The following is a 17,920-nucleotide window of genomic DNA, read 5'->3' as shown; positions in this document are numbered from 1 at the left end:
CCGATCTTCAGGTGGTGTATGCGCCGAAACAGATGCCGGCGCGCGATGCATCGACCGGCGAGCAGAAGGCGCTTCTGATCGGGCTCGTGCTCGCGCATGCGACGCTCGTGGCCGAGACGACGGCGATCATCCCGCTGCTGCTGCTCGACGAGGTGGTGGCCCATCTCGATCCGAATCGCCGTCACGCATTGTTCGGCGAACTGACAAAACTCGGCGCACAGGTCTGGCTGACCGGCGCCGATCCCGCCGCGTTCGGCGAGCTCGGCGCGTCGGGCGAGCTTTTCGCGGTCGAGAGCGGTCGCATCACGCGCCACGCGTAAAGCGGACCATCAATGCGTCACCGTCGCCTGCGACGCGGCGGCCTTGCCGTCGAGCACCCGGTCGATCACCGCCCGGACGAGGAAGGTCGATCCTTTCTCGGTCAGGTGGATCATGTCGCTCGCGGTGATGTCGCTGGCGCGGTCGCCGAACCGCGTCAGGCAGCCCTCGGCGTTGCAGAACACCTGCCAGGCCGAAATGTATTCCGCGCCCTGCGCGCCGAGCTTGCCGCGCAGCTCGGCGTCGTACCAGTCGCTCGACACCTCGTCGTTGGTGCGCGGTGGGATCAGCGCGCGATGCAGCATGTAGTAGCGCAGCACCTCGTTCGGCAATCCGCGCTTCCAGATCGGCTCGGGCCCGAGCATCACCACGCGGGCTTTGGTCTCACGCTTCAGCGCCGCCACCGTCTCGGCCATGTTGTCGATGTTGTGCTCCGCAGCGCCGTGCAGCAGCACGATGTCGGGCTGCAGCTTGTTCGCCAGCGCCAGCACCTTGTCGTTGGTCTCGCGGCAATGGGGGACGTTGGGAAGCTCCGCATGCAGAGCCGCCGCGCAGGCGCTCGCCGTGAACTGGGCGATGCCAAAATTGCGGGTCTCCTGCGCTTCGAGCAGTCCCGGCATCAGCGAGCCGGCCGTCGAATCGCCCCACAGGAACAGCAGCGGACGACGGTTGCGCTCGGCGCAGTCGTCGGCGAAATCGGTCTCCCGGCTGAGGTCGAGCATGCAGCGGTGCACCCGCCATTTGTCGGCCTGTGTCCCGACCCGTGCCATCGCGCGGATTTCGACCGGCAGCCGGAAATCGAAGCCGTCGTTCCGGACCACGATGATGCCGGCGACCGCAGCGAGCGCCATGCCCGCCGCGAGCGCGACCACCTTGCTCCGCAACGGGCGGCCGAAGCGAAGCGGGATTTCGATCAGCCACCAGGTCGCCCAGGCCAGCGCCACGGCGAGGCCGATCACCAACCCGCGTTCGATCGCGGTCAGGTCCTTGAACTTGATCAGCGCGAGGAACACCAGGAGCGGCCAATGCCAGAGATAGAACGGATAGCTGATCCGGCCGAACCAGACCCCGGTCCGGCTAGCCAGGAGATGCCGGCAGCCCCACGCCGCCGGCGCCGAGAGGACAAGCGCTGCGCCCGCGACCGGCAACCCCGCCCACCAGCCGGGGAACGCGCGATGCGGATCGAGCGTGCCGGCCGACAGTGCGATCAGCACCATGCCGACGCCGGCGCGCCAGTTGCTGGCGCTTTCCGTCTGGCTGATCCGGCCCCAGGCGCAAGCCAACGCGCCGCCGGCCAGCAGCTCCCAGCCGCGGGTGAAGGGCAGATAGAAGGTCGCGACGGGATCCGTGCCAATCAGAGCCACGTTGAGAATGAAGGACGCAAGCCCGATGGTGCCGATCACCCAGATCAACGTCAGCCGGAGTCGTGCGGCGAGCATCAGGATCAGCGGCCAGGCCAGATAGAACTGCTCCTCGACGCCGAGCGACCACAGATGCAGCAGCGGGTTCCTGGCCGCCTCGACGTCGAAATAGCCGGATTGCAGCAGGAACGCGATGTTGGCTGCGAACGCGGCACTGGCAGCGAGGTCCCGGCTCAACCGGGCGTAGGCCTGCGGCAGCATCCACAGCCAGCCGAGCGCGAGAGCGGCGCACAGCACCACGATCAACGCGGGAAAGATTCGCCGGATCCGCCGCGCGTAGAAGGTAACCAGGCTAAATCGCCCCGCCTCGAGCTCGCGCACGATGATGCCGGTGATCAGGAAGCCTGAAATGACGAAGAAGATGTCGACGCCGATGAAGCCGCCCGGCAATTGCTCGGGAAAGGCGTGATAGAGCACGACCAGCCAAACCGCGACCGCGCGCAGGCCGTCGATATCCGCTCGGTAGCGGTCCGAGGACGAAGGCGGCATCGGGCGGTCGGTGGAGACAGCGATACTCAACGCGCTTTGCTTCCCGGCAGTCCCCAGGACTTCCTGCATCTGGCGGCGGCCAGCCATCGGGTAGATCGGCGCCAGGACGAGAAAAATACGGGTTCTCTCGGACCACCAGCAGAGCCTCGAATAGCGCTTTTTTAAAGTCGTCGAATCGGCCGCCTGGCGCCTTGAAAGACCGTTAAAAAATCCCATTTGTTCAATATCTTACCCGAAGATACTTTGCGCTATGCGCATCGCATCTTTCATGGCAGAAATAGCTCGATCAGCCCCCCTCCTCCGCGGCTGATTCGGGACATCCTCGAAGGCCTCCAATGACCGAACCTGCGCGGCAGACTGCCGCCGACACCGACCATCCCATCGCGAACGAATATGGCGCGGAATCGATCCGGGTGCTGAAGGGCCTTGATGCCGTGCGCAAGCGGCCGGGCATGTATATCGGCGACACGGATGACGGCAGCGGCCTGCACCACATGGTCTACGAGGTCGTCGACAACGCCATCGACGAGGCGCTGGCGGGCTACGCGACCGCGGTCGAGGTGATCCTCAATCCCGACAACTCCGTCACCGTGCGCGACGACGGCAGAGGCATTCCGGTCGACATCCACAAGGGCGAAGGCGTCTCCGCCGCCGAGGTCATCATGACTCAGCTCCACGCCGGCGGAAAGTTCGACCAGAACTCCTACAAGGTGTCGGGCGGCCTGCATGGCGTCGGCGTCTCGGTCGTCAACGCGCTGTCGAGCAGGCTGGTGCTCAGGGTGTGGCGCGACGGCAAGGAACATCTGATCGAATTCGCCCATGGCGACGCCGTGGCGCCGCTCCGGGTCGTCGGCGAGGCCAACGGCCGGCGCGGCACCGAGGTGACCTTCCTCGCCTCTACCGGGACGTTCAAGAACGTCGAATATGATTTCGCGACGCTCGAGCACCGGCTGCGCGAGCTCGCCTTCCTCAATTCCGGCGTCAACATCGTGCTGTCCGACATGCGTCACGCGGTCGAGAAGCGCGAGGAGATGCACTACCAGGGCGGGGTCGAGGAGTTCGTCAAATATCTCGACCGCAACAAGAAGGCGATCGTGCCCGCGCCCATCATGGTGCGCTCGGAAGCGAACGGCATCGGCGTCGAGGCCGCGCTATGGTGGAACGACAGCTATCATGAGAACGTGCTGTGCTTCACCAACAACATCCCGCAGCGCGACGGCGGCACGCATCTCGCCGGCTTTCGCGGCGCGCTGACGCGCCAAGTCAACGGCTATGCCGAGGCGAATGCGAAGAAGGAGAAGATCCAGCTCACCGGCGACGACTGCCGGGAGGGACTCACCGCGGTGCTGTCGGTGAAGGTGCCGGATCCGAAGTTCTCCTCGCAGACCAAGGACAAGCTGGTCTCATCCGAAGTGCGTCCGGTGGTCGAGAACGTCATCAACGAGGCGCTGGCCGCCTGGTTCGAGGAGCACCCGACCGAGGCCCGGACCATCGTCGGCAAGGTGATCCAGGCGGCGGCCGCCCGCGAAGCGGCGCGCAAGGCGCGCGAGCTCACCCGCAAGAATCCGCTGAGCGTGTCCTCGCTGCCCGGCAAGCTCGCCGACTGCCAGGAGAAGGACCCGGCCAAGTCGGAGCTGTTCATCGTCGAGGGCGACTCGGCCGGCGGCAGCGCCAAGCAGGGCCGCAACCGCGAATTCCAGGCCGTGCTGCCGCTGCGCGGCAAGATCCTCAATGTCGAACGGGTGCGTCCCGACAAGATGCTCTCCTCCGAGCAGATCGGCACGCTGATCACGGCGCTCGGCACCGGCATCAGCGACGATTTCTCGGCCGACAAGGTGCGCTACCACAAGATCATCGTGATGACCGACGCCGACGTCGATGGCGCCCATATCCGCACGCTGCTGCTCACCTTCTTCTACCGCCAGATGCGCGAGATCATCGACCGCGGTTATCTCTACATCGCGCAGCCGCCGCTTTATAAAGTGTCGCGCGGCAAGTCCGAGCAATACCTGAAGGACCAGCGTGCGCTGGACGACTACCTGATCGAGGCCGGAATCGAGGAGTGCGTGTTCAAGCCGGCGTCGGGCGCCGAGCGCGCCGGCCGCGACCTGCTGTCGATGATCGAGGACGCCCGGATCATTCGCGCCGTGCTGAACAATCTGCACAGCCGCTACAACCGCAAGGTGGTCGAGCAGGCGGCGATTGCCGGCGTGCTGCGCCCGGAGATATTCGGCGACGCCGAGAAGGCGGCGGTTGCGGCCGAATACATTGCCAAGCGGCTCGACGCCGTCGCCGAGGAGGTCGAGCGCGGCTGGATCGGTCACTTCGCCGAGGGCGAGGGTTTCCTGTTCGAGCGCACGGTGCGCGGCGTCAAGGATGCCGCGATCCTCGATCACGCCCTGCTGGGATCGGTGGACGCGCGCAAGCTCGATGACTACGCGCCGAACCTGCAGGAGGCCTATGCGCGCCCCGGCACGCTCCGGCGGAAGGATGCCGAGACCGTCATCCACGGCCCGGTCGACCTGTTCGAAGCGGTCACCGAGGCCGGCCGCAAGGGTCTCACCTTGCAGCGCTACAAAGGTCTTGGCGAGATGAATCCGGACCAGCTCTGGGAGACCACGCTCGACATCGAGGCGCGGTCGCTGTTGCAGGTGAAGGTCAAGGAGGTCGACGAGGCCGACGACATCTTCACCAAGCTGATGGGCGACGTGGTCGAGCCGCGCCGCGAGTTCATCCAGGACAACTCGCTCTCCGCCAACGTCGACGTTTGAGACGGGACCCGTCCGCTAGCGACGATGATCGCAGCCATGACGGCGTATGGTCGACCGTCCAACTCCGCTGTCGTCGCCCAGCTTGACCGGGCGACCCAGCACGCCGCGGCCTATCCTTTCAGTCGCTGAGGCCTCTGGGAACGCGTCAAGGCGCACGTCATCGACGTGATCGGATGTGGCATCGGCGCCTTCGGCGAGCGACCGGTCGGCATCTGCCGGGAGGTCGCGCTCGCGGTCGGCGGCAACGCCACCATCATCGGCACCGATCGACGTCGACGCACGACGGCGGACCTTGCCTCTTTCGCCAACGGCGCCGCTTTCCGCTACGTCATCGGCTTCATATCATCCGCTTCGGCGGTCGCCGTCCTGAGGGCAAGCGGATTCCAGCCGGTCGCTAAGAACTGAAATGGAAGCGGGCTTGAGTGGGGCAGATTTTGTGTTGCAGCGCCAGGTCGACCGTTGATTCGACACCGGAACTTCCGGGGCCGGGTCGATGAATCTGCATTTCTTGACATCGCGTAGCCACGACGACGATGCTAGGCTTGCACGCACGCCTGCCATTTCGGCTGGATGCTGCGGTGACCCGCCATGACACTCCCCTCTGCGAGCGGCACGTCGGCCGAGCTTGTTGATCCTCAACGCCCGCCACCCGGCGCAGTCGGGCAGATCGACGCGTCGGCCGGCCCCTTCGAGAATGGCACTCCCAAGCACGAGGCCGGCGCGAAGGGACGCAATGGCGGCATCGACGCGCTGCGCGCGGCGGTCACGCTCCTGGTGGTCTTTCATCATACCGCCATCACCTACGGCGCCATCGGCGGCTGGTACTACAAGGAGCTCGCCCCGTCGGATTCCCTGAGTGGACTGCTGCTGATCCTGTTCTGCACGGTCAACCAGGCCTGGTTCATGGGCCTGTTCTTCCTGCTCGCGGGCTATTACACGCCGCCCGCCTGGCGCCGACACGGCACGAACGGCTTCATCCGCGAGCGGCTGTTGCGGCTCGGCGTGCCGCTCGCATTTTATTTCTTCATCCTGCACCCGCTCACCGTCGCGCTGGCGCAGACGGCCCGCGGCCGTTCTTTCACTGGCGTCTTCGAGTATCAGTGGACACACGGCAGGTTCGAGCCAGGCCCGCTGTGGTTCGCCGAGGCGCTGCTGATCTTCGCCGTCGCGTGGCTCGCATGGCGGTTACTGCGCAAACCGGCGGGAGCAACCACCGCGACGACGCTGCCCTCCGACGCCGTCCTGCTGGCGGCCGCCATCGCAACCGGCACGGCGGCGTTTCTGCTGCGCCTGGTCTGGCCGGTCGGCGTCAACATCGCCTTCCTGCAACTCGGCTACTTCGCCTCCTACATCGCGCTCTTCGTCGCGGGCTGTGCGGCCGCCGATGGCAAATGGCTCGAACGCGTACCTGAACGGCAGACCCGATTGTGGCGACGCATCGCCTGGCTGGCATTCCCCATGTTTCCCATCATCGCGCTGCTTAGTTCGCACGTATCCTGGCTTGGCGGCCGGTCCGAAGGCGGCTTGAATTTGCAGGCGCTCACCTACGCCTTCTGGGAGCCGTTCGTCGCCTGGGGCTTCATCCTCGCTTTGCTCTCGCTGTTCCAGCGGCGCTTCGTCACGCTCGGCGGCATCTGGCAAAACCTCGCGCGCCGCGCCTTCCTGATCTACATCGTCCACCCGCCCATCCTGGTCGGCACGGCGCTCCTGTGGCGTGACATTGCAGCGCCCGCGCTGATCAAGTTCGTGGTCACCGGCTCGATCGCCTGCGCGCTGTGCTACATCACGGCCGGCCTCGCCCTTCGCATTCCCGGCGTCGCGCGGGTCGTTTGACGAAAACCGTGCTGTCGAGACAATGGTTGGCACGGCGTTTGCGCGCCTCGGCAAGATCAAGGCGCGTGCCCGCGGCTTGTCCCGTTCACGGCCAGGCCGCGTCACCAAGAGCTAGCAGCCGCGGCAGATGATCAGCTTGCGATCGACGGCGAGATTTTCCTTGTTGGCGCGCTCGACAGCGTCGGCGCTTTCCATGGGAATCTCGCTCTGCCTCGGCTGGCGGTGACCGACCGGCGCACGCCCAGCCAGTTGCATCTCATGCGGCAACCATGACAGGTCGGCCGCGCCGGTGGATGGCGGCGACGACGGAGCGAGCCCGACCGTCTGCGCGAGGGCGACGCGGCCGCTGAGCAGCGCGGCGAGAACGATGTTCCTTGTCAATCTGTACAAGACCTGACCTCCTCAGCTGATGGCTTTCGAACGAGCCGGCGCTGCCTTGACTTCTGCTGCCGGATCGCACGGCCAACTTCGACCGGCCGCGTTACCGGGCGATTTCAGTGCTGCGGGGAGATGGTTGCGGCTGTAAGCGGCAAGCGCGCACTCGCGAGCCCGGCGAATGTGCCGAAAATGGCGCCTGCGCCAAGCGCTTCGCGAATGCCGCGCGAGACCCTCATTGTTACAATCGTGGTCGTTAGGCCGGTGACGTTCTGTGCAAGCCTCGGATATCCTGCTGCCACGGCAGGGGTGCACAGCTTCGCTCGCTCGACGCCGACCGAATTCGAGGAGAAACGACGATGCATCCAAATCCGACTCAGACCTTCTCGATCCTGCTCATGAGCGCCGCCCTGCTGGTTGCCTCGGCTACGCCGACGGCCGCCCAGTCGCTCGCGAAGGCCTACGAGATCATCTCGGGCAAGAAGTTCGTCGACTTGACGCACAGCTTCTCGCCCGACACGCCGGTCTGGTCCGGTTTCGGCCAGGCGAAAATGACGCCGGCGACCGAGCCTGCGACCAAACGGCCCTACAGCATCGCCCAGGATGGCTTCCGCTCCACCTACTACGAGATGGTGGGACAGTACGGCACACACGTCGACCCGCCGGCGCATTTCGACGAACATGGCGCAACGATGGATAGGATCCCGCTGAAGCAGATGATTCTGCCGCTGATCGTGCTCGACGACACGCCGTATCTCGCCAAGGACCCCAATCATGCCTTCTCGGTCGCCGACCTTCGGGCCTGGGAAAAGAGGCACGGCCGCGTGCCAAAGGGATCGTTCGTCGCGCTGCGGACCGATATGGCGAAGGACTGGGACGCCAACCCCGAGCGCTTCAAGCGCAGCCCCTTCCCTGCCTGGGCGTTCGAGACGATCAGATTCCTGTACGAGGAGCGCGGCGTCATCGCCACCGGTCACGAAGCGATGGACACCGACACCACCGACAAGATGGACTCTGAGACCTACATCCTGAAGCACGGCCACTACCAGATCGAGGTCATGGCCAATCTCGACCAGATGCCCGCCAGGGGAGCCCTGATCGTCGTCGCCTGGCCCAAGGTCAAGGACGGCCTCGGCTTTCCCGCGCGCGCCTTCGCGATCCTGCCATGAGGCCGTCGATCGGACGATCGTGACTCAGGTAGTTCAGCGGGGATTGACCTGCGGCGCGCCCAGTGCGATGGCCGCGCTAAGTTCCTGCCCGCTTGTGCGGTGCATTCTCCTGGACGGGGGAATCATGTGATGGCCGGGGGCGTTCTGTGCTACACGGTGCCGCCCGGCATCGAGGCGCCGGGACGCCGAATCAGGAACTTGCCGGGAGAGCGCGCATGCCGCCCATTCAATACATCGTGGAGGGCGGTCACCGCCTGCGGGGCGCGATCGAGCCCTCCGGCAACAAGAATTCCGCGCTGCCGATCATCGCCGCTGCGCTGCTCACCGACCATCCCGTCACGCTCGACAACGTGCCGCGCATCCGCGACACCGAGACGCTGGTGGAATTGATCCGCTCGGTCGGCGCGTCCGCCGAATGGCGCGGGCGCAACCGGCTCGCGATCCACGCCAAGGAGATTCGCGCCGCCGATCTCGATCCCGATCTTTGCGCCCGGATTCGCGCCTCGATCCTGCTCGCCGGCCCGCTGCTCGCGCGCTGCGGCGAGGTCACGCTGCCGCCGCCCGGCGGCGACGTCATCGGCCGGCGCCGGCTCGATACCCATTTCCTCGCCTTCGAGCAGCTCGGCGCCACGGTGGTGGCGAATGGCCGGCTCGAGTTCCGCAGCGCCGGCCTGAAAGGCGCCGACGTGTTCCTCGACGAGCCGAGCGTCACCGCAACCGAGAACGCGCTGGTCGCGGCGGTGGCCGCCCGCGGCACTACCTATCTGCGCAACGCCGCCTCCGAACCGCATGTGCAGGATCTCGCGCATTTCCTGGTCGCGCTCGGCGCCAATATCGAGGGTATCGGCACCAACACCATGGTCGTGGACGGCCCGGCCACGCTCGGCCAGGCCAGCTACGCGATCCAGCCCGATCATATCGAGGTCGGCTCGCTGATCGGGCTCGCCGCGGTGACGCGCTCGCCCTTGCGCATCGTGCGCGCCGGCATCGAGCACCTGCGCTCGATCCGGATGGGTTTCGAGCGGCTCGGCATCGTCTGCGAGGTCACCGGCGACGATTTGATCGTACCGTCGGAGCAGACGCTGAAGATCAAGGACGATTTCGGCGGCCATGTGCCGAAGCTCGAGGACCAGCCCTGGCCGGCATTCCCCGCCGACCTGATGTCGATCGCGATCGTCACCGCGACCCAGTGCGAGGGCGTCATCTTGATGTTCGAGAAGATGTTCGAATCGCGGATGTTCTTCGTCGACAAGCTGATCTCGATGGGCGCGCGCATCGTGCTGTGCGACCCGCATCGCGCGATCGTGGCGGGCTCCAGCCGGCTGCGCGGCGCCTCGATGATCTCGCCCGACATCCGCGCCGGCATGGCGATGCTGCTCGCTGCGGCCTGCGCCGAGGGCCGGAGCACGATCAACAACGCCGATCAGATCGAACGCGGCTACGAGCGCATCGAGGAGCGGCTGAACGCGCTCGGTGCGAAGATCACGCGGGTGCCGGCGCGGGAGCGGTAGCGGGTATACGCCGCGTCGAAGCCGAGCTGCATGATCATGCCGCGTGGTGGCCGGCGGCCTGGCCACCATCGACATGGAGAATCTCGCCGGTCACGAAGCCGGCCGACTCCAGGTACATCACGGCTTCCACCACTTCCGACGCTTCGCCCATCCGGCCGAGCGGATGCAATGTGGCCAGGAAGGCGTGCGCCTCGACCTGATGCATCGGCGTCTTGATGATTCCCGGTGAGACCGCATTCACCCGTATGCCGCTCCTCGCATATTCGATCGCGAGCGATTTTGTCGCGGCATTCAGGCCGCCCTTGGTGAGCGAAGCCAGCGCTGAGGGGACGCTGCTGAACGGCTGATCGACGAGGCTGGTCGTGACTGTCACGACATGGCCATGCTCTTGCTCTTTCATGATCTCGATGGCCCGCCGGGTCATGTGAAAGAAACCGGCGACGTTGGTCGCCATGTAGACGGCGAAATCGTCCGTGGAATAGGCGGTGAAGGGCTTGGCCATGAACATGCCGGCGTTGTTGACCAGCGTGTCGACACGGCCGAATTGTTTCAGCGCCTCGCCGAACACGCGATCCGCGGTGGCTGGATCGGCGACGTCCCCGCGCACCGTGACAATGGCGGGATCATCGCTCGGCTCGATGGAGCGGGACGTTGCGACGACGCGATAGTCGCGGCTTCGAAACGCCTGCACCAACCCCGCGCCAATTCCTTGCGAGGCTCCCGTTATCACCGCGACCGGTTGCGTTGCGCTCATCGTCTCACCTGCTTCAATGCCACTTGATTGATCGATCGACCGGATGTCACGCCGCACCACTCGCCTGAAGCGGATCGTAATCGGGACGTTTCAGCAGGCCGTGGAGCTGACGCCGGCGGACACCCATGTTGCCGCCGTCGAAGATCGGAAGCGCAAGCGCATCCTGGAGCAGACGTCCGAGCGGCGCTTCGTGATCGTAGCTGTCGATGCCGACGACACGCATCAGATCGGTGATCACGCGAACCGCGGCCTCGGAGCCATAGATCTTGGCCTGAATGGCGAGCTCGTCGGCCGCCGGCGACTGGCTGTCGACGGCATGGCACCCGCGCCAGCTCAGATAGCGGGCGGCTTCGATCGTGGTCTTGGCGTCGGCCAGCGCGTAGCCGACCGCCTGGTGCTCGAGGATCGGATGAACCCCGCCGCGGCGCTCCGTCCGCGCAAAATGCAATGCGAAGTCGAATGCTGCCCGCATCAGCGCGACGCCAAGGACTCCGACCAGGGCTGCTGTTCCGGTAAAGCTAGCCGCCGCCAGTGCAAGACCAGCGCCCCTGCTTCCGAGCAGATTGTGTTGCGGAGCCGAAACATTCTCGAAACCGAATTGCGGCACCAGATGGGCACGATGACCGACCGAATCGATCGCACGCTCGAAAACCAGACCTGATGCGGGGCGCTCGACGGCGATGACGGAGATGCCGTTTTCGGGTGGAAGCTCGGGGTCGGTCCGGCACACGACGCAAAGCACATCGGCGCCCTTGCGATCCCATCCTGTTGCCGACGAGACCCATTTTTTCCTGCCGCTGATGATCCACTGGCCATCCCTGAGCGTGGCCACCGTGCGGACACCCTCGCCCGGGGGAGGAGAAGAGGCGTTGGCGCTGCCGCCGGGCTCGCTGGAACAGAAGCCGGCGAGCGGCGCACCGCTCTTGCGCAGGAACGGAGCCAGCAGCCGGCTGCGCTGCTCCTCGGTGCCGCCGAGCAGGATCGGCAGCACGCCCAGTACGGTGCCCAGCATCGTCAGCGTGACGCTCGCGTTCACGCTGTAGAGCTCCTCCGCCATGATAGCCAGATCGAGCAGGCCCGTGCTCTCACCGCCCGCGGCCGCCGGGATGCATTTCCGTAAGAAACCCGCCGCCACGAGGGCTTCATAGGCGCCCCTCGTTGCGAGAAACCGCTCCTCGGGAGTCGGCAGCGACTCGGCTGCCCTCGCGTCCGCAAGCACCTCCGAAGCGAATTTTCGTGATTCGAGCCGAAAGGTGCGTTGCCGAGGTTCGAGCGTAAAATCGATTGCCATGCGAGAACTCTCCGATCCCCGTGCCAGCCCGGCCGGCCAATCGCTATCCAATCGTGGCGGGCAAATCTCGGACGGTGGCGACCGATTTCTTGGCTGCTGGTGCACCAGGTGGAGCAGCTTCGCGTCCGGGATGGAGGTCGAATATGCGTTTAACGGCTCGTCCCGCCCTCGACGTGGCCGAAATCCATGGCGCGACGAAATTCGCGAGGGGTCGTGCCATTGTGGCGCTTGAACAGCCGATTGAAGTGCGAGATGTCTCGAAATCCAGACGCGAAGGCGATTTCGGCGATCGTGCGCCTGCGCCGTGCATCGAGCAGTTCGCGCATGGATGCCGTTATCCGCCGGTCATTGATGTGCTCGCCGACCGACCGTCCCGTCCTGGAGAACAGCCTGTGCACGTAACGCTCCGAGCACTGGAACTTCCGCGCCAGCATGCCCGCATCAAGCTCCGGATCGCAGCCGTGCCGATCAATATGGTCGAGCATCATCGACAGCAGCACCGGCGCATCGAAACGCTCCGGCAACCGCTCGGCCATGACATCAGTGGCGTGCAGCATCAGATCGACCATGTGCGCGCCGAATCCGGAAATGTCGGAACACGCCGAGCTGAGGCACAGTTCGGCGTAACCCGCCAGCGTCCGGCTCAGCGCCCGGCCCGCCTCGCTCGCCGACAGCTTGAACCGCGGACGTTCCGAAAATCCTGGCGGCAGCAGGTGACGCGGGACCGCGAAACAGAACAGGTGGAAATCCCGCGCATTCGCGATTTCGAACGGCTCGGTCGTATCCGCGACCGCCATGTCGCCGGGCCCGCAAACCTGCTCGTGCCCGGATTGCCAATAGCGACCGGCCCCTTCGCACTGGAGATTGACGAAGCACAGATCATCGCGGCTGCGCGCGATATGGGTGGGCAGCCGAAGAACGCGGTGCCTCGTCGCCCTCACGCGGGAGATCCGGATCGGACCCGCTTCGATCCTAGAAATGGTCCCCTGGAACGGCTGATCCGCTATCTTGCGCGGCTCGAGCGGAACGAAAGCAGCCGCGAGGGCATCGGCCCAGCTCCCGAACGGCCGATCCCTCTCGCTCGATCTTGCAGACCACTCCATCGCCATTTCCCGAAAACGCGATCGCGACGACAATTCAAGGCTTGAGCATATGCCCACTTCCGATCAACAGAGATCAAATCTCCCTGAAGGCCCTTTCCCGGCGGAGTGTAGGGTGGGCTAATCGTACTGAGTCACAAGAAGACTCAAGCCATTGAATCGACTCGTCTTTGTGCAAATATGGTCGTTTCAAAAAGCTCAAGAATTTCAACGAGAGCACCACACATGTGACTTAGTACGACTAATCGTCCGCGCGCACAGAAGCTTACGGCGTAAAGGTGGAAGCGTGCCCACCATCCACGACGATGCGGTCGAGACATGGTGGGCACGTCGCTCCACGCGATGCAAAGCAGCGCGCGGAGCGCCTTAGCCCACCCTACACTTGCCTGCGCTCCCGGCTCGGCGCGATGCCGAACTCGCGGCTGTAGCAGCGCGAGAAATGCATCGGCGCGGCGAAACCGGTCGCGAGCGCGATCTCGCCTGCCGACATCGTGGTCTGGCGCAGCAGCAGCCGCGCCCGTTCGAGCCGCATCTGCATGTAGCGGCGCTGGATCGTGGTGGCGAGCTGGCTTGCGAACAGGCGCTCGAGCTGGCGCAGCGACACGCCGGCGCGCGCGGCAAGCGCGGCCGGCGGAAGCGGCGTCTCGACATGCTTCTCCATGCGCAGCAACGTCTCGACCAGCTTCGGGTGGTGCACGCCGAAGCGCTCGGTCGGCGACAGCCGCTGCGCGACCTCACCGCGCCGGACTTCGGTCTGCAGGAACCAGTCGCTGACCGCGGCCGCCACCGCCGCCCCGTGATCGATCCGGATCAAGGCGTGCATCATGTCGAGCGCGGCGATGCCGCCCGCACAGGTGAAGCGGTCGCGATCGATCTCGAACAGCGAATGGCTCAGGCGGAGGAACGGAAACGTCTCGGTGAAGGCCGGAATGTGCTCCCAGTGCACCGTGCAGCGGTAACCGTCGAGCAGGCCGGCCTTGGCCAGAAGATAGGGCCCTGCCGAGACGCCGCCCAGTCGCACGCCGTGCCGCGCCGCCTTGCGCAGGAAGGCGAAGGTCGGCTCATGGTCGAAGCTCTGCGGATTGCCGCCGGCGCACACGATCAGCGCATCGAGCCGGCCGGCGTCGGCAATACCGGCGTCGGCCTGGATGCGCACGCCGTTGGAGGCGGCGATCTCGCTGCCGCCGATGGCGATATGGCGCCACCGGTACAGGCTTCGCCCGGTCAGCACGTTGGCGGCGCGCAGCGGCTCCAACGCCGAAGCATAGGACATCAGGGCAAAGCCGGGGATCAGCAGGAAGCCGATCCGTCGGGGACGACTCTTGTCGCTTTTGGACAGTTTCCCGTCGTTTTTGGTCATGCCGCCCTGTCAATAGCAGCGCAGGATGCCGCTCACAAGCTCGCACCTGCCACCTATTTCGCATGCGCTATTCGCTTCTTGCCCTCGCCCGCCACGCCCTCAGGGGCAACCGCGACTGGCAACCGGTCTGGCGCGACGCCGAACCGCGGAAGCACTATGACGTGATCATCGTCGGCGGCGGCGGACATGGTCTCGCCACCGCCTATTATCTCGCGAGCCGGCACGGTGTGCGCAACGTCGCGGTGCTCGAGAAGGGCTGGATCGGCTCCGGCAATGCCGGCCGCAACACCACGATCATCCGTTCCAACTACCTCTTGCCCGGCAACGAACCGTTCTACGAATGGTCGATGAAGCTGTGGGAAGGTCTGGAGCAGGACCTGAACTACAACACCATGGTCAGCCAGCGCGGCGTGCTCAATCTCTATCATTCCGACGCCCAGCGCGACGCCTTCGCCCGGCGCGGCAATGCCATGCGTCTCGCCGGCGCCGACGCCGAGATGCTGGACGCGGACGCCGTGCGCCGCATGCTGCCGCTGCTCGATTTCGACAATGCGCGATTCCCGATTCTGGGCGGGCTGTTGCAGCGGCGCGGCGGCACCGCGCGCCACGACGCCGTGGTCTGGGGCTACGCCCGCGGCGCCAGCGATCGCGGCGTCGACATCATCCAGAATTGCGAGGTCACGGGCTTTCAGCGCGATGGCGATCGCATCACCGGTGTCGAGACCACGCGCGGCGCCATCGGCGCGGGCAAGGTCGGGCTCGCGGTCGCCGGCTCCAGCTCGCGCGTCGCCGTGCTCGCGGGCCTCAGGCTGCCGATCGAAAGCCACGTGCTGCAGGCCTTCGTCTCCGAGGCGATCAAGCCGTTCGTCGATGGCGTCGTCACGTTCGGCGCCGGCCATTTCTACATCAGCCAGTCCGACAAGGGCGGCCTCGTGTTCGGCGGCGACATCGACGGCTATAATTCCTATGCACAGCGCGGCAATCTGCCGATGGTCGAGGACGTCTGCGAAAGCGGCATGGCCCTGATGCCGGCGATCGGACGCTTGCGGCTGTTGCGATCCTGGGGCGGGTTGATGGACATGTCGATGGACGGCTCGCCGATCATCGACCACACCCCGCTCGACGGCCTCTATCTCAACGCCGGCTGGTGCTATGGCGGCTTCAAGGCGACACCCGCCTCGGGCTGGTGCTTTGCGCACCTGCTGGCGCGCGACGAGCCGCACCCGGTCGCGGCGAGCTATCGCCTCGACCGGTTCGAGACCGGTCATCTGATCGATGAGAAGGGCCAGGGTGCCCAGCCCAATCTGCATTGAGCCGGTAGCGAGACCATGCGCATTCCCTGTCCCTATTGCGGCGAGCGAGATTTCAGCGAGTTCGTCTACCACGGCGATCCCGCAGCCCGGCCCGATCCGGCGGCGCCGGATGCGCCGCGACGGTTCTACGAGGCGGTCTATCTGCGCGACAATCCCGCCGGCCGCCACGAGGAGCTCTGGTATCACGCCCATGGCTGCCGTTCCTGGCTGCGCGTGACCAGGGACACGCGGACGCATGAGATTTTCGGCGCGGCCTTTGCAAGCAAAGGCGTTGCATGAGCCCGACGCACGAAAGCTCGGTCCAGCGTCTCGCGAGTGGTGGCCTGATCGATCGTGCCCGCTCCCTGCAATTTGCCTTCGACGGTGTGACCTATCGCGGTTATGCCGGTGACACGCTGGCCTCCGCTTTGCTCGCCAGGAGCGTCCGGCTGATTGGCCGCTCGTTCAAATACCACCGGCCGCGCGGCGTGCTGACGGCGGGATCGGAGGAGCCCAACGCGCTGGTCGAGTTGCGTCGCGGCGAACGCTGCGAGCCGAACACGCGCGCAACCACGATCGAATTGTTCGACGGGCTCGAGGCGCAGAGCCAGAATCGCTGGCCGTCGCTCGCCTTCGATCTCGGCGCCGCCACGTCGCTGCTGTCGCCGCTGTTCGCCGCCGGCTTCTATTACAAGACCTTCATGTGGCCGGCGTCGTTCTGGGAGAAGCTCTACGAGCCCGCGATCCGCCGCGCCGCCGGCCTCGGCCGCGCCAGCATGGCGGCGGACCCCGACGTCTATGAGAAGACGCATGCGTTCTGCGATCTCCTGATCATCGGCGCCGGACCCGCCGGACTCGCCGCGGCGCTGACGGCCGGCCGTTCCGGCGCCCGCGTCATGCTCTGCGACGAGGATTTTGTGCTTGGCGGCCGCCTGAACGGTGACAATCGGGAGATCGACGGCGCGGCCGGTTCGGTGTGGGCGCGGCAAGCGGCGGCCGAGCTCGAAGCCTTGCCGAATGTGCAGATATTGCGCCGAACGACGGTGTTCGGCGTCTATGATGCCGGCACCTATGGCGCGATCGAGCGGGTCTCCGATCACGTCGCCTTGCCGCCGGCGCATCAGCCGCGACAACGGTTGTGGAAGATCGTCGCCAAACGGAGCCTGCTCGCCACCGGCGCGATCGAGCGGCCGATCGCCTTCGGCGGCAACGATCGCCCGGGCGTCATGATGGCCTCGGCGGTGCGCACCTATCTGAACCGGTTCGCGGTGGCGCCCGGCCGGCGCGCCGCGCTGTTCACGAGCTGTGACGATGGCTGGATCACCGCGTTCGATCTGGCGCGCGCCGGCATCGTGGTTGAAGCTGTCCTGGATGCGCGGAAGGAAATCGACTCGACGCTTATCGGCAAGGCGAAGCAGCTCGGAATCGCCGTTATCGCCGACGCGCGCGTGACCGACACGCGCGGCAGGCATGGCCTCACCTCGATCTCCGTTCGCGACAGAGATGGGCGGATACGCGATCTCGACATCGACCTGCTGGCGATGTCCGGTGGATGGAATCCGAATCTCGGCCTCACCACCCATCTCGGCAGCCGGCCGAGCTGGTCCGAGCCGCTTGCAGCATTCATCCCCGGCGAGCCGCCGCGCGGCATGAGGACGATCGGCGCCGCCGGCGGCACGTTCGCGCTGGCCGATGTGCTCCGCGAGGGCGTCACGGCCGGAGCCAATGCTGCCAAGGAGCTGGGATTTGCCCCGCCAGCGCAGCATTCTCCAGGAGCCGACGACGAGCCCATCGCCTTCGCGCCGTTCTGGCATGTCGCCGAATCCCGATCGAAAGCCTTCGTCGATTTTCAGAACGATGTCACCACGGACGACGTCGCGCTCGCCGCGCGCGAAGGCTTCCGGTCCGTCGAGCTGCTGAAGCGCTACACCACACTCGGCATGGCGACCGACCAGGGCAAGACCGCCAGCGTCAACGGCCATGCCATCATGGCGCAGCTCACGGGGCGGCCGATGATCGAGGTCGGCACCACCACGTTGCGCCCGCCGCATACGCCGGTTGCGATCGGCGCACTCGCCGGTCACCACCGCGGCCGGCAGTTCCGGCCGACGCGCCTGCCGCCGAGCCATCGGTGGGCGGAGGAGCAGGGTGCGAGCTTCGTCGAGACCGGCGCTTGGCTGCGGGCGCAATGGTTCGCGCGGGCCGGCGAAAGCGACTGGCTGACGACGGTGTCGCG

14 protein-coding genes and 1 pseudogene are annotated in these 17,920 nt (G+C 65.9%); 9 read left to right on the top strand and 6 right to left on the bottom strand.

Annotation, left to right across the window (positions count from 1 at the left end; all coding sequences use genetic code 11):
• On the top strand, positions 1-320 hold a 320-nt coding region (locus tag JOY90_RS34025), incomplete at its 5' end, for an AAA family ATPase (protein WP_291695471.1).
• A gap of 9 nt (positions 321-329) precedes the next feature.
• Here the strand turns inward: JOY90_RS34025 and JOY90_RS34020 are convergent.
• Entirely contained in the window at positions 330-2,258 is a 1,929-nt protein-coding gene (locus tag JOY90_RS34020; RefSeq protein WP_291695470.1) for an acyltransferase family protein, read from the bottom strand.
• Between the two features lie 305 nt (positions 2,259-2,563).
• Between JOY90_RS34020 and gyrB the strand changes: the two genes are divergently transcribed.
• The 3 genes and pseudogenes from gyrB to JOY90_RS34005 all read left to right on the top strand — a co-directional run bounded on the left by gyrB (position 2,564) and on the right by JOY90_RS34005 (position 6,832).
• Positions 2,564-4,999, top strand: coding sequence for a DNA topoisomerase (ATP-hydrolyzing) subunit B (gene gyrB / locus JOY90_RS34015; protein WP_291695469.1), 2,436 nt, complete (start codon positions 2,564-2,566; stop codon positions 4,997-4,999).
• A gap of 147 nt (positions 5,000-5,146) precedes the next feature.
• Positions 5,147-5,404 (top strand): annotated as a pseudogene (locus JOY90_RS34010) (MmgE/PrpD family protein); the annotation flags it as partial.
• Between the two features lie 183 nt (positions 5,405-5,587).
• A complete protein-coding gene (locus tag JOY90_RS34005; protein WP_291695468.1) occupies positions 5,588-6,832 on the top strand; it encodes an acyltransferase in 1,245 nt (414 codons plus the stop codon).
• A 111-nt stretch (positions 6,833-6,943) separates the two neighbouring features.
• On the opposite strand, the gene JOY90_RS34000 is transcribed toward JOY90_RS34005, so the two are convergent.
• Entirely contained in the window at positions 6,944-7,222 is a 279-nt protein-coding gene (locus JOY90_RS34000; protein WP_291695467.1) for a hypothetical protein, read from the bottom strand.
• 344 nt (positions 7,223-7,566) lie between these two features.
• Here JOY90_RS34000 and JOY90_RS33995 point away from each other — a divergent pair, with 344 nt between their 5' ends.
• Together JOY90_RS33995 and murA are read left to right on the top strand one after the other, a co-directional pair.
• Positions 7,567-8,376: a cyclase family protein gene (locus tag JOY90_RS33995; RefSeq protein WP_291695466.1), complete on the top strand. Its 810-nt coding sequence runs from the start codon at positions 7,567-7,569 to the stop codon at positions 8,374-8,376.
• Positions 8,377-8,591: 215 nt separating this feature from the next.
• Positions 8,592-9,887 (top strand): UDP-N-acetylglucosamine 1-carboxyvinyltransferase, encoded by a 1,296-nt coding sequence (murA, locus tag JOY90_RS33990; protein ID WP_291695465.1) that lies wholly within the window; start codon positions 8,592-8,594, stop codon positions 9,885-9,887.
• Between the two features lie 34 nt (positions 9,888-9,921).
• On the opposite strand, the gene JOY90_RS33985 is transcribed toward murA, so the two are convergent.
• The 4 genes from JOY90_RS33985 to JOY90_RS33970 all read right to left on the bottom strand — a co-directional run bounded on the left by JOY90_RS33985 (position 9,922) and on the right by JOY90_RS33970 (position 14,392).
• Complete coding sequence (locus tag JOY90_RS33985; protein ID WP_291695464.1) at positions 9,922-10,641, bottom strand: SDR family NAD(P)-dependent oxidoreductase; 720 nt, start codon at positions 10,639-10,641, stop codon at positions 9,922-9,924.
• Positions 10,642-10,687: 46 nt separating this feature from the next.
• The gene (locus tag JOY90_RS33980; RefSeq protein ID WP_291695463.1) at positions 10,688-11,932 is read right to left on the bottom strand and encodes an acyl-CoA dehydrogenase family protein; all 1,245 of its coding nucleotides are present in this window, start codon (positions 11,930-11,932) and stop codon (positions 10,688-10,690) included.
• 149 nt (positions 11,933-12,081) lie between these two features.
• Positions 12,082-13,035: a helix-turn-helix domain-containing protein gene (locus JOY90_RS33975; protein WP_291695462.1), complete on the bottom strand. Its 954-nt coding sequence runs from the start codon at positions 13,033-13,035 to the stop codon at positions 12,082-12,084.
• A gap of 373 nt (positions 13,036-13,408) precedes the next feature.
• Positions 13,409-14,392, bottom strand: coding sequence for a GlxA family transcriptional regulator (locus tag JOY90_RS33970; protein ID WP_291695461.1), 984 nt, complete (start codon positions 14,390-14,392; stop codon positions 13,409-13,411).
• 62 nt (positions 14,393-14,454) lie between these two features.
• Between JOY90_RS33970 and JOY90_RS33965 the strand changes: the two genes are divergently transcribed.
• From JOY90_RS33965 to JOY90_RS33955, 3 genes are all read left to right on the top strand, one after another.
• The gene (locus JOY90_RS33965) at positions 14,455-15,705 is read left to right on the top strand and encodes a sarcosine oxidase subunit beta family protein (protein ID WP_291695460.1); all 1,251 of its coding nucleotides are present in this window, start codon (positions 14,455-14,457) and stop codon (positions 15,703-15,705) included.
• 15 nt (positions 15,706-15,720) lie between these two features.
• Entirely contained in the window at positions 15,721-15,984 is a 264-nt protein-coding gene (locus tag JOY90_RS33960; protein WP_291695459.1) for a sarcosine oxidase subunit delta, read from the top strand.
• A partial coding sequence (locus JOY90_RS33955) for a 2Fe-2S iron-sulfur cluster-binding protein (RefSeq protein WP_291695458.1) occupies positions 15,981-17,920 on the top strand: 1,940 nt, incomplete at its 3' end. The genes JOY90_RS33960 and JOY90_RS33955, both read left to right, overlap by 4 nt.

The organism is Bradyrhizobium sp. (assembly GCF_019242285.1).
Taxonomy (GTDB): Bacteria; Pseudomonadota; Alphaproteobacteria; order Rhizobiales; family Xanthobacteraceae; genus Bradyrhizobium.
This window is presented reverse-complemented; position numbering and strand designations above follow the sequence as displayed.